We start from the raw sequence: 15938 nt of genomic DNA, 5'->3' as shown, positions 1-15938 counted from the left end.
ATTATTCATGAAAAAAAGAAAACCTCCTCCAGACCGCTTGCTCCAAGATCGCTGGATATTGCTGATCTATCTGCCAAGTTTGAGCAAAAAGTTGTCGCCTATGGAAGGAAAGCATGGTCAGCATCCAGCGACTACCCAAGCATGGCCAATCAAAGGCAGTGTTTTCTACTGTGCCCACTCAACATCGATATTTGATTTTAATCGGGCTGAAAGTGATCCGCACGCAACAAAAGCATCGATATAGGAGCTTGTTAGTATTGTTCTTCTAGCATAGATGCTCCTTTTGACCGATCACCTGACGTCCATTCCCAAGTTTCGTGAAGTCTGATTTTTCCGTTTCCTAGAATTTCAGGTATTGATTTACATATTCCGGTCATCAGTTCGTTTTCATTGTTGACTTGATGGTACCGCATATCTATATGCCCATTCTCATCAACAAGTCCAATTAGATGCCCTTTCTTTATTTTGCCACCTGAGTATTCAGCTGTGAGAATATTTCCTGTTTGCTTGTAGGCAAAAACAGTTGCATTTGAAGTTTCACTATTCTCAGTATTGACAACAGGTCTGAATATTCTGTCATTATAGTTGATCATATGTATTTCCTTTTACTTCTCCTATCCATCTATGTTGACTAAATATGAGAAGTTTGATTTTCAAATAGTTACTAGCTTGATATTTCCAAGCCAAGCTTGCCACGTTGCTCTCCAACTATCCTTATTAAAAATCTCCATCAAGAAGATTCAATAGTGTCAGTAGCACAAGTTAAAGGGTGACAATGGTATTTTCTGTTCAGCCCTCATTTCTTCCATATTCAGGCTAGAAGAAATGATTAATTCATTGAAAAAGCTGTTTGGGAATATTCAATGCCGTATCAATTTCTATGGCCAGTTCCTCCACGACGCTTAAGCTTTCTGCTTTGCGGGTTGGAAAGGAAAATAAACCGTTTTCATTTTTCACAGCCAGATACAGTTGTTTGTCCTGAAAGGAAAGATATACAGGTCGGTCAAATTTTTCTTTCAAAGTTACAATCCGCTCCATCAAAGCAGCCGATAACACATACCGGGCTTCCACTTGGTCCGTCGAATAGACGGTAAAGTTTTGGGTAAATCGTGGGTCTTCCAGAAGTATTTGTTGTTCTTCTCTAAAATTAAAGCTGCTCAATCGGTCAAGTTCTACTAGTTGGCTTTTGGGCAATATAACCGTGTGTCCGTTTAGTTTCTTTTTAAAATACATCCAGCAGAACATTCCCCGAAAGGAATAACTGGTGTTGTCAGCCAAGTTTCCTGTGACCATGTTTTTAAACACACTCAGATAGAGTACCGCAAACATATTCAGCAAAGGAATATGCATCAGGGTACTCAAAAATCGGTTGGTCACATTGTGTTCGATAAGCCCTATGTCGGCAATGTTTACCTGGACTTCCTCGGTGAGGTTTCTAAGCTGTCCGTAGCTGTAGATGGGTGTGTCTTCTTTTATCCAAGCGAACAATTTACTTTTTACCACTTCCCGGGTAGGAGCCATGGCACCCTGAGTAAATTCTACCTGTGGGAAAAGAGTTTTCACCATAGCGGCCATGGTTTGCTGCTCTTTTAGGACAAATTTCTGAAAAGCCCTGGCAAACAATAGAGTCGTTGGGTATATCAGCACCATAACCCCAAGTACAGGATAAATGGATCCATAGGGGTTTTCCAGCATGGTTTTAACAAGTGCCAGTTCTTTCCAGCCAGTGATTTGATTTCCGCCAAGGTAAGGAACTACCAATAGTAGGATCATTAAGAGGAAATAGATCCCCGTAAGTCCCCACATCACCTTTTGAAAGAATAGGGTGCGTTTTCGCTTCTCATAAAGTATTTCCAACACCTTATGGGTTTCGGCATAGGCCTTTTTGATTCGCTCCTGCATACCCTAGTCAATCGGCCATGCAATGGTGTTCCACGGACTTTCTGGCTTTTCCAGCACCTGTTTGTATATACGAAATACTTCTTCCTTGTAGGTTTGGTATTCGGCCTTCATATCCAATGCAAATCCAAGTGCAAAACTTTTCCCAAAATCCTCCCAGGACGAAAAGTGTTGCAGGGCCAGAGCTTTGGCAAAACTGATGACCTTCCAGGCTTCTTCTTCTGAAATTATCCCCCCAGTGAATGCTATTCTTGCCTGACCGGCCAGTAGCGCCGCATCATATCCGGCCACACCTAGTTTCAGGTCGGAGTCAAAAGAAAGAATACCCTTTTGTTTCAGGGTGGTCAGGACGTCCCCTGTTTTTAATAGTTGAAAATAGCGCTGGGCGCGTTTGTTATCGCCGAATTTTTTGGTCATCAAACTTGCCCATTTGGCCTCAGGTTCGGTTTCGATCATTTGTTGGATAAAATCAAAATACCAGCGGCGGCCATCTTTCATGAAATATTCAGTAAGCTCCCAGTAGCCTTCCACGGTATTTATGCCCCAGCCATCCATATAGGGCTGAATTTCCTTAGCGGTCCTAAAAGAAAGTGTATTGGTGTCTGCCTTCCACCATTCGGAAATGGGGGTGTACAATGCGATAGCAAATAGCTGCTCTTGGGTCAGTTTACTGTGTGGCGCTTTTCTGAATTTGGCCTCGGATAAGCTGAATGATTCATCGTATTCTTTTTTGCCAATCTTAAAATATCGGTAGGCATAGGATGCTATGGCCACGGCAAAGATTACATAACCGTACCAGGGTAGATTTTCAAACATTTGCATGATTTCAGAAATTTAAAAGTTGATCAATTTTAATTTCTTTTTGGTCTGATTTGGGGATTTCCAGCAGGGTTTGGATCTGGTCTTTTCGAAACCCTGCTATCATACTGGCTGGAAACATTTGTATGGTGTTGTTATACTGGGTGACCGCGGCATTGTATGCGCGTCGGGCGGCAGATAGCTGATCCTCAATGTCGGCAAGTTCAAACTGAATGCTTGCAAATTGCTTATCCGCTTTTAAGTCGGGATAATTTTCCAGAGTGAGATTCAAGCCAGATACCAGATGGGTCAATTCGTTTGATGCCCTGATTTTTTCATTGGCTTCTGAACTCTTATCGATGTTGCTGCGCAATTCAGTGACCTTTAGCAAGATTTCCTTTTCATGCTCCATGTATTTTTTGAGCATGGCGATCAGATTGGGGATGAGATCAAATCGTTTTTTCAAATAGATCTCAATACTTCCAAAGGCCTGTGAAACCTGGTTCTTTCTGGCAATGATCTGATTGTTGATGACGATACCCATAATGGCGACAAAGGCCAGGATGCCGATAATGATTGTTATTTCCATAGATTGACTGTTTTAAATTAGCAGTTGATGAAATTCCCATAGGAGGGGTTTTCCCATTGATTTTAGGCTTTTTAATTTCGGTAGCTCAAACGTTTCGCTTTCTTCTTGATATTCTCTTTCGTCGTTGTCATTTATAATTGTGGAGGTGGTTTTGATAGTTTTTTGCTGGAAATCGATGCGGTAATCGACTTCCTCACCCGATACTCTACTCATTACATTTTCATCGTACTGAATTAGTTGGAATTCCCTACTCTGGTATCTAAAAGTGTAAACATGGGTAGACCACGAGGTACATTCCCTGCACTGCCATCGGTAAAAATCGATCTGAAGCTCTCCATCCGGTAGTATCTGAAATCCTTTAAAGGGTTCGTCCATTTCAGCATGCTCACGGCTGATAATAAATGTATCCGATTGCAAAACCTTTTTGAATTTCCCATTCCTCCCGCCAAAGTAAATTCCGAGAATTCTAGGAGTTGAGTCAGCTAACTGACTTAGGATCTCCTCCGAGGGTTCAGCTTTTGCGAGTAGGCTGTCTTCGATGGCGAAGACCAAATCTTGATATCCGTCTTGGTTCAGGTCTCCCGAAGCCTGAGACAATAGCTGCCACCCCTCCGGGATTAAGTCCTGAAGTTCTTTTCCTGATGCAGGAAGGACTAGGGAGGCCTGTGTATTTTGGGGAAAGGGCTCCGGAATCCAAAGCAGAAAGACCAAATAAAGTTTATTCACAAAATTCATTGATCCTTCGTGTTTAATCTGAGTCTGTTGTCTTCATATACATACACCACGTTGTTGTCGGTTTTAATCTGATCTTTTGAGCCGGGTCTCAAAATCACCTGGTCAGATTTAAGTATGAAGTAGATGCTGCCTTCTGCTTCAAAGATTTCAATGATCTCGGTCAAATAGCTTTCTTCATCATCTCCCTCTATATCCAGGGTTCCGATATAGTTCACTACTCCGTTTTCAAGGATAAAGACTTCACCACCAAAGGGATACTCAAAGGCCTTCTGGCAAATAATTATGGTTTTTGCAGCTGCTTTGGATGTATAAAAATGGGGTTCAAACAAATAAGACTCGCCAAACCCTCTGGACCGATGGACTATTTTATTTGATACATCCAGCACGAGAAGCCTGTCTCCCCAATCGGTTTCGGTTTCTGTGCCCGATGCAAAATGCTTTCCTGAATCAGGAATAAAATGTCCTGTCACAATCTTAAGCCCACTCAGTTCGAAGGCCTTTCGAAAGTCAAATTTTTCAAGCGGAATGGCTTTCAATTGTGGGGGCTGGAACTCGGAATAGAAATTTGCCTGAATTTCGGTTTCCAAATAGGTCTTGCCATTAAATTTCAGGAGGACATTTTTAAAATGGGTCGTGCTGCTTGATTCGCAATCCCCTTCCAGGTCTTTATGATCTAGGCTTTCTACTATTCTGGAGGTGGCCAGTATGTCAAAATAGCCCTTTGTCTTTTTATTGCTTATGGAAATAGCCTTTGTTTCATTTACAAATGAGCCCTCACAATCGCCGTCCCATTCCCCATTAAAATTTTCAATGGAAAAATCGGAAAGAACTTTTACCAGACCATTGCCAGATTTTTTGAAAAGAGACAGGGTTTTATTCGAGTACGGATTTACCCGAGAATGTCCGCGATAGGATACAGTTACCCCAAAGGCCGATTTATCCCCTGCAATCCTATAGCGGGTCTCATCGATTTCGATTCTATTCAACGCTATGGCATCCGATTCCCATTGGTTCGTTTGGTGACTTTCAGCGTATGTGTTTTTGATTTTGTAGGTGTTGTTGTCGGCGATGACAATGTGGCTGTCGAGATTAAAATACTGCACTCCTTCATCGACAATTTTGGGAATCACCAGAATGGTTTCCTCTGGATTTTCCGGGTTGGTTTTGGCAGTAATCAAATTGGTTTTAGTTTGCACCCAATCCAGTTGGAGTTCCGTCAAAACGCTATTGATCAGTTCAAAATCCAAGAAGGTTTCGTTCAGGCTTTTGGTTTCTATTTTTTCGATTTTGCCATCGTACAAAATCTCGAACGTAACCTCTTCTACCTTTTTATTGTCGCTCCAAAAAATATGGTTTACCGTTAAATTGCCTTCACTTATTCTGGAGACTACCTGAGACATTCCTTCGGCTATTTCATCGTAAGAGACCACTTGATGGTCAATAATGACGCCTCCTTTATCGTAATTGATCAGCACGGATTCCATTTCAAGTTCACTTTTGAGAACCGTCATCACTACCGAATGAAAGTCGTCCGATAAAGGGACCGCGAACTTGGCAATGGCCTTATAATTATGCCCTGCTGCATCAAAATCAGGATAAATCTGGTCCAATTTATAAGCCTTGAAATCAATTTCTTTATAGTCATCTTCATCAATAAAACTGTCAAAATTGGTAGCCTCTAGATGGGGTACCTTCTTACTTTTGGCATTTCCCATTAGTTTCTCAAAAGCAAGCTTATCGCCAGGATTGGAGAGACCCGCTGCCTGTTCAATCACTTCATCCGCTCCTTGACCTTCCATGGCATTATCATGATTCGTTTTGGAACCTTGACCGCAGGAAATAATGAGAAAACCGAATGCTGCGTAGCGTATTATTTTCTTTATTAGATCGATCATTTTTAGCCATTAGAATGGTTTCCGGGGCATTAACCGGACTACCGTGGTGTCTTTCGTTGTAAATTGATAGTGTACCTTTTCGCCATGCTGTGTCCAAAAAACCGGGACGGTATCTGTTTTAAAACCTTCCTTTTGGAAAACCAAGGACGTGAGTAACTCAGAATTCCGTTGCAACCTGAAGTATCCCTTCTCGTCCGTTTTGGCTCCATTTTCCTTTCCATATACTTCAAAAACCTGCACATTCTCCAGGGGTATGTCATTTTCATCCAGAACCAAGCCCTGGTAATAATTGGTGGATTTTTGACTACAAGCCAATGGGATTAAAATCAGAAAGATCAAGGTGTTTTTCACAGTTTTCTTTAGGTTAAATGACATCTATGACCTTTTCCAATACATAGTGAATCAATGCGACGACTGCTGTAGTGGCTAATAGTACCACTATCCGAATGATTGACTTTTTGGAGTTGTTTTTCAACTTCTTACTTAGGTAGAGAATGTCAATTAGGATAAAAAGCAATGTTATTATTCCCCCCATAGAAAACCCCAATAATGTAAGGCCGTGGAAATAGAATATTTTAAGCATAAAGCCGACTCCACCCATACTTTCATCGGTAGGTAAATTGCCTAATAGTAACCGCATATATCCAAAGCCCATGAGCAAGGACACTATCGTCCAGAGCAGGTAGGTCAGAATATGTTTTACAATGCGCATCCTTCTTTTTTTATTCCACTTTTTCTACTGTACACCTGCGTCTCCTTTCCTGCTCTTCCGGCATCCCACGTAGCTTTTGCAGGATGTGGGCATCCTCCAAATCCAATTCTTGCACTACATCGCAGACATAGATCATGGCATCTTTTCCATTGCTGCTTTGTGTTTTATAGACCGTATTGGTCAATACCCAAGCGTTATCTTTGAATCGGATGTGGTGATAGGCCTCTAAAAGTCCTCCATCGGGAAATGCGGTTTTAATGACGAATCCACCTTTTTCTGCGGTGATATCCACAATCTGATTCCCACCATCCTCTGAAAAATTGATCGTTTTTATGCCAGGTTGGAATTCACCTGCTTTTTTTACAAAAAGAAATAACTCATCCCCTTGGTACCTGTCTGCGCTTACAATTTTGTCCAAGGTGCCATCATTGTTGATGTCGATGTCTCTAATAAAATAGTGTTCGTAGCCTTCAAAATCCGACAAGGCATAATGTATGGACCCCACATCATCTGATAAATCAAGTGTTTCTGGATCGGGCAAAATAGGATCCGGGTTTTTGTTTTGATCATAAAAACCACTCTCGAAAAGTTCGACAAGTATTTCTTTTTTGGGTGGACTCAGCTGGGAGGCAAAATCGGCATCGAATTTTGGATGTGGTCCATCAAAAAGGAAAAAGAGGACCGAATTTGCATCTTTGGAGGACAATTCATTAATGAGCTCATATTTTTTCTCCTTCTTGATATAAGCCACTGCGAAATCTTGGAAGTAATTCACCCCATCTTCCTGCCAATAGCCGTTTTTGGCTATTCCGATAAGCTTTTCTTCAAAAAGATCACGACTTTCTTTCCGGCCTGATTCAAAAAAATAGTCCAAATAAGCACCACTTTCAGCGTATAAATCAGCTGGCTGGCCGTTTTCTGTATTCCATCCAAACCAAGAAATAAACTGTTGAAAGTCTCCAGGAAAGTAGTTTAGGAATTCGGCCTCATTTTTCTTGGCAAATGCCCGTTTTAGCTGCTCAATTGAGACAGAAGAGGATGAAGATGTGTCTAAGCTGCTAGGTTCAAGGATCTTTTTTTCATTCAGAGACCTTAGGTTAGCAGCTAAAATAACAAAGTTGTGGAGGGAATCTGTTTTAAACCAATCCCCTTCTTTGAAATAAGCGATCTCACCACAAACTAAGCTACTGTCCTGTGGACAGGAGTCATAGTAGAACTCAGCCAAGCGGTATTCTGTGTACATCCCCAGTTCTTCGGAAACGAAGCCCCCGAGATCTTCTTCATGATCAATGAAGTAGCCAGTCCCGGCATCCCCGATAAAACCCAAAGTCCTTCCGCCCAATTCATAAAAATAAATTCCGTTTTCATTGGTATATGCGAGTGGTTTTCCTGTTTGATGCTCGGTTTTTAGGTACTCCTGAATCTTTTCAAGGATAGCACTTTGCACTTTGGAATAGTCTTTATCAGGATACTTCACCAAATACAGGTTGGAGTAGACCTCAGACTGAATGAATTGCATTTTTTTGAAAAAGAAGTGGTTAACTGCGAAAGCCAGACCGCCTATTGTCAAGATCACCAGCAGGACCTGTTTATTTCTTTCACTCTTTACCGTCCGCCGGAATACCTTAATGCCGGTAATCAGCATAAGGATTAAAATAACTATCAGTAAAATGATAACTAGGAGAAACATAGCCTGTCTTTAGGTTGTGAATGGATTCCACCTCATTTTATTAATTCGTTTGCTGATGATCCAAATACAGGGTATATAGAGGCTTTTCCGCATAGTCGGAGTCCTCATGGAGTACCCGGATCAAATACCGGCCTTTAGCCAATTCTGATTCATATTGTTTGTTTAGCTTTCCTTTTTTGTTCTGGTATTCATCGAGGGTCAAAAATCCTTTGTTTTCAAAAATTGAAAATTGAAAATCTTTATCCCTTGTGGCGGATTCTAGTCGGATAGAGATATCAGCTTTTTCAGTCAGTTCAAAAAAGAAAAATGTAGCATTGCCGTAGAAGGCATCTGTAACTGATGAATAGGCGATCGGTCCAGCAGCAGCAGAGGCATTGGCAATAAATAAAGGCTCCACAAAGTTGATGATCTGATGAACTCCATCCGCATCCATTTTTTGAAAGGAATAGAACCCGCCATCTAACTTAAATCTTAACGTGGGGCTTTTTTTCTTCAGGTCTATCATGTAGCTAATTTTCGTAGGAAACATAGACTGATACCATGGATTACCGGGATCGTGGTAATTGTGGTATTCCATGTACTCCATGTATATTTTTTCCTGATCCACTGCGGTCGGATATGTACCTTCCAACACGTGCTCAAGGTTGGGAATGTCTTGAAGTCCCTGATGTATTTCTTCATGGGAAGCCCCTTGAAACATGTGAAATCGGGTAATAAAAGCGCCTTTCCTTTTGTAGACCAGATTTTCAATTCCCATTTCGCTTTGAACTCCGAAGTGAATAAATTTTCCTTTTTCAAACCTGAATACAGGTTTCAGACTGTAGGTATCGTCGGAGCATCCGGCACATTCCGATCGAAAGAAGTCTTCTAAAAGTGGCGTAGTATTCCTCCATTTTTCCAGTCTTGAAATTTCCTCCGGTCCCAAAAGATCATTGAGTGAGGTACCCACATCCGTATTCACTACTTCCCGAAACGGATACTGTATGTCATTCCATATCCGGAAATCCGTCAATTCCTTTTTCTTGGGACCCGTCGAAACACATGAGCAGGACAGGAGCCCAAGGAAAAAAGGCAGGATCATCTCAAATACGATGAATTCAGGCCGTTTTTTAGGATATGTAGCTGAACGTTTTATCATTTCATTCCTCTCTAAAAGGCAGTTTTATCAAAATCTCGGGTTCACTTGGTTTTTAATGATTCAAACCTGCCTGTTTATTCCGATGATTTGCTGTAATGGGTCATTTCTGCTCCAAAGTCATTTACAAACATCGTATCCAGTTCATCTGCCTTTGTAGCCAGTTGGGCCAGCCTATCCAGAATTTGATCTTTATGTCCAGAATATAAATCGTTGATATGCACCCGATAGGAAAGAAAAATTTGATTATCGGAAATAGACAGGCGATGTGGCCCAGTATCAGAGGTCAGGATATACTCGTATATCTCCCCCAGATTTTTTCGCGGTAGATCATTCAGAGGTGAGGTAGCAAACAGGTAATTCTGCTCGTAAATAAACATTCGGATCTCCGCACTGCCCTGATGAAAATACCAACGCTCTCTTCCGGATCTGGCCACCACAGGATTAATGTTCAACCGGCTGATGGCCTCCTCTACTTTTTGGCTGAAGTCTGAAAGAATAAGCTCTTCAAACAATTTTTCGTCTACGTTTGTACCGCAGTTTGGGCAATAGTCGGTTTTCTCATGGATAATCCCTCCGCAACTGGGACAGCCAATACTAAATGTAGCTGTCAATTCATCTGCTAAATCCAATTCTTGGCGGAGGGTTTCCAGTGGAATGGCAAACCCCATATTGTCTGCATTGGAAAATTTAGAAGTCACTATTCCCATCAACTCTCCCTTTTCATTTATCACAGGACCACCACTATTTCCGGGATTGATGGCGGCGTCTGTCTGAATGTAATAGCTCCCGCCGATGCTTTGGCGTGGATTAGAGACGATGCCTTCAGTGATGGTGAATGGCAATCCGAATGGGTATCCCAAAACAATCACTTTGTCTCTGGGCTGCGATATCGTGGTGTGGTTGATCTGGACTGAATGTAATGGTTTTGGCAGAGTGTCTGCTTTTAGAAAAGCGATGTCCTTACCCGGATTTATATACAGTACCTGGGTAAGATGCCTGTTTTTGTCTTTTCCTTCTATGCTCACTAGGTGACATCCTGCTACCACGTGGTAGTTGGTAACGATTAGTTTCTTTTCACTGATGTAAAATCCTGTTCCCGTGCCGTTTGCGGTGTTTATTTTATAGATAGAACTTTCTATTTCGTTCATATTGAATTTGATTTAGGATACATTAAAATTTGCCATGAGCTGTTGCATCATCGCCATGGACTGCTTCATTTGTTCCCCCATCATTTTGGAGAGATCCATACCAAAATCCATCCCCATTACCGTATCTTCCATAATCACCTCCATGCCTTTGAGCAATAGGGGAGCAGCCTGACTCCATTCCCGGTTGCTTGCCTGGGTCAGTGCATCGATGATGGGTTTGCTGATCTCTTCGCCTACCAAATTGTAATAGAACAAACTGTAAAAACATGACTCCAACACGATTGAAGCATCTTCAAATCGGGAGTTGGCGATCATTTCCTGGGCCTCCTCATAACTTTCCTCCCAGTTATCCCGGATGTTTTCCTTTTTGCCACTATACTTATGAGGGATAAAGGTCTCCACCTGATACAGATCTGACATAAACTTATCCTGAGGGAGCTCTTTTAATTTTTCCAGGGCTGATTTTCCGTGCATCAAGCGGTCATGAAAAGGTACTTCTCTCCTGTAAAGATCATCGACGGATTTTTCCAACAGGGTACGCAAATACCCCTGTGGCTCTGCATGGAACTCTATTTTTTTCAGGATGATATTTACCGTATACCATGCATTGTTGCCCTGACGCTTTTCCATGTATCTATCTACCCGCTGTAGACCATCGGCTATTATTTCCTGGCAATTGGACCAAGCATCTTGCTTTAGATTCTCCGGAAAAGGAACAATCTTCGGTTCCTGTATATGTTCCGCACCAAATTTTTCGATGAGCTCATCGTCGAGACTGTCTGCATAGTAACAGATCTCCCGCAGCACTCCGTAAATCTTATAGGGTTCGCAGAGACTTAAAGGGCATGAAAAGGTGAAATACACCAAATTTCCCTCCAGTAGCACATCCGTTAGATTGAGCGGGTGCATACGCAGCTCAGCCAATCGACGCATGAGCGGCACCTTTTTCGCATTCTCTATATTGAGAAACGGGCATTTGACCGAGAGCTCTTTAGGTGTTTGGGTAATTGAAATCACCACAGAACCATGAGGGATTTCATAGGTATCGTCTTTTTTTTTGCTTCGAAAGTGACCGCCTACATAATCCAACAGGGTTGGTATGACCTTGTCATAGTCTTTGCTGTTAAAAAAGGCTACCGCTTCATCCCATTTTTCATCTTGCCTTGTCGATGATTTTCGGGGATGTATCGGAGGGAAATATTGGAAACTTTTATTCATATCCAGTAGTGATGATTTTAGAGGACTTATTTTGGATGCTTAGCTGCGACTTTGCATGCAGAGGCTCGAGCTATTCCTTTCTTAATCCGCTGGGATTGATATGGAAATGGCATTTGCGGAATCTGTTTCTTGAAGCAGCTGGTTCATGCATTTTCCATCTACTTGTGAGTCATGGATTGTCTGGAGCTATTCCTCTTCCTCCCTGCCAAAGAAATAGAACAATGCACCTCCACCCAGAATTAACAGTATTCTGATAATCCAGCCGGCAGCATCACCCCATATGTCTATCCATGCCAAAAGCCGGATGTTGTAGTTGAAAAAACTCAATAGGATGGACATGATTCCCATGGCGGCAAGTAGTAGGCCGCCCTTTCCAAGTTTAGATTTGATTGCTTCCATTAGTTTTGGTTGTTATGATTTTTAGCTTAAAGTCGAGCCGGAAAAGGTTGGTATTCCATTGGGCCTTAAGAAAGAATTGATCTAGTATGAGTAAAAATGAATCAATCTGTTTTTGTAAAAAACAGCCAATCCTTTTCAGTAAAACCAAAATCTATTTGTGAGAGACTTAAACCCATATCCGTATTTTGAAAAAGGAAAATGGGATAAAAAATGAGTTTTGTTACTATCAGGAATGTTGCACCTAAACCAAAGAAAGTATTGTTTGAATCCGCCTAGCCCCCTTTGGAAAAGAGCCCAAATTCACCGCAAAAGCCGATTTTTAAATGGGTACACGAAGGATTGAAGCTACTCATCATGCATTTAAGCCTTTGCTCAATGACTGTTGTACTTGAGAAAGGTGCTTATGAAATCCTCTTTTTTTCGGGAGGAAACAGGGATTTTCTGCCCGGTTTTTAAATAGATAGTACCTGATTTATCGTATTTGTCTATATACTTCAGACTTACCATATAAGACTGGTGCGGCCTTGTAAAATTCATGAGGGTCAGTCTTTCTTCGTATTCCTTCAAAGGTTTGGAGGCGATGTATTTTCTGCCATCAGCCAAGTAGAAGGTCGTATACCCTTTATCAGATTCACAATACAACAATTCACTCAGGTTAATCACCTGAAAACTGTCGCTCAGGGATAGTACCAAAGTGGAATCATCCTGATACCAGACATTTCTGGCAGTATTTAATTGTTTTTTTTGTTCCGAAACAGATAAAGTCTTTAGCTTTTTCAAGGCCAACTGCAATTCTTCAAAGTCCACCGGTTTCAAAAGGTAATCGACAGCACCCGCCTTGAGGGCTTTTAAGGCGTATTCTTCATAGGCGGTAATAAATATGGTTTTGAAGTTGAGGTGACTTGACTGGTCAAGAAAGTCAAACCCAGTTCCGTCGGTTAGGTTGATATCCAGAAAAATTAGATCTGGTTTGCAGGCATTAGCCACTACTACGGCTTCATGGACCGATCCGCATTCGCCGATAATCGTGATCTCACTATCCGCCGTTTCTAAAAGACTGATTAGGCCTTTTCTGATATAAGCTTTGTCTTCAACAATCAGTGCCCTCATGTGTGTTGTGCTAGTCGATATGGAACGATCAAGGTGACGCGTGTCCCGTGTTCATTGTACTTTTTTCTGTCTTCGATGAGGATATCCCCGTCAGTTTTGAAGTCCTTTGCCAACATTTTTAGCCGCTCTCCGGTGATCGTTCTGGCCAAGGACTTCTTGTTCGCACTGGGTTGGTTTGGTTTGGAATCTATGCCCATGCCATTATCCGTGATGGAGCAAATTAATTTTTTCTCCTCCAGCCTCAGCCGAACCGCTATTTGGCGATGGTCTTGATCTATCGGAAAGGCATGTTCTATAGCATTTTCTATAAAGGGTTGAATCAGCATGGGCGGAATCAAAAAGAGGTTGCGGTCGATGCTTTCGTCTACTACCAAACTGTTATCGTAGGATTGATCGGCAGCCAAATTCTGCAAACTCATGTAATTGTCAATAGCATCTAGTTCCCGGATTAGGGGCACGATTTTATCCCTTGAGTTTTCCAGCACTAGACGGAGCAGTTTGGAAAATTTGGAAAGGTAGGTGACGGATTTTGTAGCTTCCTTATCTAGAATCATACCCTGTAACACCGAAAGCGAGTTGAAAATAAAGTGAGGGGTCATCTGTGAGCGAAGTAGTTTTTGCTCCGTCACAATATTCTGGTTCCTGATCTTTACGTTGTTGTATTTTTGATAGAACACATAAGACCCCGAAAGAATAGAGGTAACCAAAATTCCGATAATAGCCCATAGGTAGTTTTGACGTGTTTTGGCAAGATCCTGCGAAGTGGACAGCACCGTTTTTGTTAAATTAAGCTCCCGGATGTTTGCTGAGTCGAGCGCTTGCTTGTACTTGTATTCATATTCCAGCTGCGCTATTCGCTTGATGTTGTTTTGGTTGAAAAGACTGTCATTCAGTAGCTTAAATCGCTGGTAGCTTGTCAGTGCCTTTTTATAGTCTCCTGTAGCGGTATAAATTTCGGAAAGGATGCCTGCCGCTTCTTTTTGAAAGCTCAAAAAACCTGAGCTTTCCGCTATCTCATTTGCTGCAAGCGCATTACTCAGCGCAAGATTATTCACATTCAGTTTAGAAAAAGCCGCTGCTAGGCCAATGTATGCACCGCACAGTGTTTCCTTACTTTCAATCTCCTCGCTGATTTGTTTGGCTTCTTCAAAATAATCAAGTGCCACGTTATAATCCTTCGTTTTCAGATAAACCCCGCCAATGTTGTTAAGGATAAAGGGTGTCTCACTTTTTGTATCAATTTCCTTACTGATTTTTAATGCGTTGAGGTAATAATCCCGTGCACTTTGGTAATCCCCTCTTTCTTCGTGTATGGTACCTATGCCATTAAGGGTAGAAGAGATCCCTTGTTTGTTATTGATCCGTTCGTAGATTCCCAATGATGTTTCAAAACTGCTTATGGCCTTGTCATATTCTTTTTGGATTCGATAGATCGAGCCTAAATTGATGTGATTGTGGGCCATACTGATACTATCTCCCAGTTTTTCATTTGTGAATAATGATTTCTTAAACTGTTCCAAAGCCAGTGGATAATTGCCCTGATCGAAATAGACAGTACCCAGATTATTCAAACTGTAGGCTACCCGTTGTTCGTTTTGATTGGCTTCGGCAATAGTAAGAGCCTCTTTTAAATAGGAAACCGATTCTTCAAATTCTCCCAATACTTGATACGTGGTACCCAGATTTAGCAGGCTGGCGGATAAATTTTCACTTTCTATCTCTTCTTCTATCGCGATGGCTTTTTTGAAGTACCCGATGGACTCTCTCAGTTCTCCTTTGTTTTTGTAGGTGATGCCCATAGCATTGTAGCAGCTGGCTATTCCCTTTTTATCATCCACCTCTTGGTACAGTTTCAGCGCCTTGGAATACTGACTTAGCGCTTGCTCAAAATTTGATTGGATGGCCTCTGTGATCCCCAAAATGTAGGTACTTCTGGCTATTCCCTTTTTAAATTGAATGGCGTTGGCAATTTCCTCCGCTTCCCCAAGGTATTCCAGTGATTTGCTCAGATCTCTGCTGAAATAGGAAAACGCAAGCTCATTTAATAGATAGACCCGCAAAGTGTCTTTTTGGGGATGACGTGTCAGTTCATTTTTTAAACTGTCGATTTTGCTTTGCTGGGCTATTGCTGGCTGAAAAACCAATAGTGACCCGAAAACAAGAAGTATTACCCGGAATTTAACAGTCAGAAAAGTCAACACATTACGCATACCGTTTTTTTACAACCCTAACGGGGGGAAAATACGATTTTTAACGTTTCCCATTGTGCCCATGGGAATGATTTCTTCACCTGGGCTATAGATGCGTCGGATTTTAATCCCTATTCGAAGCGTTTGACTGCACATTCGTGCGGCTTTTACTTTTTCAGTTTTTTTAAAGATGAAATGGGAAAAAAACGTGTTTAATCTCTCGCCATTAGAATCAGTATAAATCTGGCTCAGGGAAACCAACACCAAAAAAACTTGTCCTGCCTAGCAAATGAAAGGGTTATTAGCCAGAGCAGCTAACGTTTTGCAGCTACTGGTAGTTTTTTGCTAAGTCCAATTTACGCATTTGAACGTTAATGCGCAAAAAATTACCAGTAGGTGCTGTGTGTGCCTTGAATGG

The 15938-nt window shown here is 41.7% G+C and carries 16 protein-coding genes; 1 reads left to right on the top strand and 15 read right to left on the bottom strand.

The window, feature by feature from the left end; genetic code table 11:
• On the top strand, window positions 1-195 hold a 195-nt coding region (locus tag DK188_RS20880; protein WP_157963315.1), incomplete at its 5' end, for a hypothetical protein.
• 56 nt (window positions 196-251) lie between these two features.
• Here the strand turns inward: DK188_RS20880 and DK188_RS20875 are convergent.
• From DK188_RS20875 to DK188_RS20805, 15 genes are all read right to left on the bottom strand, one after another.
• Window positions 252-593: a n-acetylglutamate synthase gene (locus DK188_RS20875; protein WP_111672803.1), complete on the bottom strand. Its 342-nt coding sequence runs from the start codon at window positions 591-593 to the stop codon at window positions 252-254.
• A gap of 241 nt (window positions 594-834) precedes the next feature.
• Entirely contained in the window at window positions 835-1902 is a 1068-nt protein-coding gene (locus tag DK188_RS20870) for a DUF3137 domain-containing protein (protein WP_111672802.1), read from the bottom strand.
• A gap of 3 nt (window positions 1903-1905) precedes the next feature.
• Window positions 1906-2721 carry a DUF1266 domain-containing protein gene (locus DK188_RS20865; protein ID WP_111672801.1) on the bottom strand — a complete coding sequence of 272 codons (816 nt, stop codon included), beginning with the start codon at window positions 2719-2721 and terminating at the stop codon, window positions 1906-1908.
• Window positions 2722-2725: 4 nt separating this feature from the next.
• Window positions 2726-3286 (bottom strand): LemA family protein, encoded by a 561-nt coding sequence (locus DK188_RS20860; RefSeq protein WP_111672800.1) that lies wholly within the window; start codon window positions 3284-3286, stop codon window positions 2726-2728.
• A gap of 12 nt (window positions 3287-3298) precedes the next feature.
• Window positions 3299-4021 (bottom strand): hypothetical protein, encoded by a 723-nt coding sequence (locus tag DK188_RS20855; RefSeq protein WP_111672799.1) that lies wholly within the window; start codon window positions 4019-4021, stop codon window positions 3299-3301.
• Window positions 4018-5916 (bottom strand): PA3715 family protein, encoded by a 1899-nt coding sequence (locus DK188_RS20850; protein ID WP_111672798.1) that lies wholly within the window; start codon window positions 5914-5916, stop codon window positions 4018-4020. Before DK188_RS20850 ends, DK188_RS20855 begins: the two co-directional genes overlap by 4 nt.
• 9 nt (window positions 5917-5925) lie before the next feature.
• Window positions 5926-6291 carry a carboxypeptidase-like regulatory domain-containing protein gene (locus DK188_RS20845; protein ID WP_111672797.1) on the bottom strand — a complete coding sequence of 122 codons (366 nt, stop codon included), beginning with the start codon at window positions 6289-6291 and terminating at the stop codon, window positions 5926-5928.
• Window positions 6281-6628, bottom strand: coding sequence for a hypothetical protein (locus DK188_RS20840; protein ID WP_157963313.1), 348 nt, complete (start codon window positions 6626-6628; stop codon window positions 6281-6283). The genes DK188_RS20845 and DK188_RS20840 overlap by 11 nt, the downstream gene beginning before the upstream one ends.
• A gap of 10 nt (window positions 6629-6638) precedes the next feature.
• A complete protein-coding gene (locus DK188_RS20835) occupies window positions 6639-8147 on the bottom strand; it encodes a hypothetical protein (protein ID WP_157963312.1) in 1509 nt (502 codons plus the stop codon).
• A 211-nt stretch (window positions 8148-8358) separates the two neighbouring features.
• Window positions 8359-9456: a hypothetical protein gene (locus DK188_RS20830; protein WP_111672794.1), complete on the bottom strand. Its 1098-nt coding sequence runs from the start codon at window positions 9454-9456 to the stop codon at window positions 8359-8361.
• Window positions 9457-9530: 74 nt separating this feature from the next.
• Window positions 9531-10604 (bottom strand): trypsin-like peptidase domain-containing protein, encoded by a 1074-nt coding sequence (locus tag DK188_RS20825; RefSeq protein WP_111672793.1) that lies wholly within the window; start codon window positions 10602-10604, stop codon window positions 9531-9533.
• A gap of 12 nt (window positions 10605-10616) precedes the next feature.
• Window positions 10617-11822, bottom strand: a complete 1206-nt coding sequence (locus DK188_RS20820) for a type III secretion system chaperone family protein (RefSeq protein ID WP_111672792.1) — start codon at window positions 11820-11822, stop codon at window positions 10617-10619.
• 186 nt (window positions 11823-12008) lie between these two features.
• Entirely contained in the window at window positions 12009-12221 is a 213-nt protein-coding gene (locus DK188_RS20815) for a hypothetical protein (RefSeq protein ID WP_111672791.1), read from the bottom strand.
• A 372-nt stretch (window positions 12222-12593) separates the two neighbouring features.
• Entirely contained in the window at window positions 12594-13331 is a 738-nt protein-coding gene (locus DK188_RS20810) for a LytR/AlgR family response regulator transcription factor (protein WP_111672790.1), read from the bottom strand.
• Window positions 13328-15541, bottom strand: coding sequence for a tetratricopeptide repeat-containing sensor histidine kinase (locus DK188_RS20805; protein WP_198673063.1), 2214 nt, complete (start codon window positions 15539-15541; stop codon window positions 13328-13330). Before DK188_RS20805 ends, DK188_RS20810 begins: the two co-directional genes overlap by 4 nt.
• Window positions 15542-15938: the final 397 nt, after the last annotated feature.

The sequence above is a fragment of the Algoriphagus litoralis genome (genome assembly GCF_003259255.1).
In the GTDB taxonomy this organism is placed as follows: Bacteria; Bacteroidota; Bacteroidia; order Cytophagales; family Cyclobacteriaceae; genus Algoriphagus; species Algoriphagus litoralis.
The sequence above is the reverse complement of the archived record's forward strand: the minus strand, read 5'-3'. Positions and strand labels throughout refer to the sequence as shown.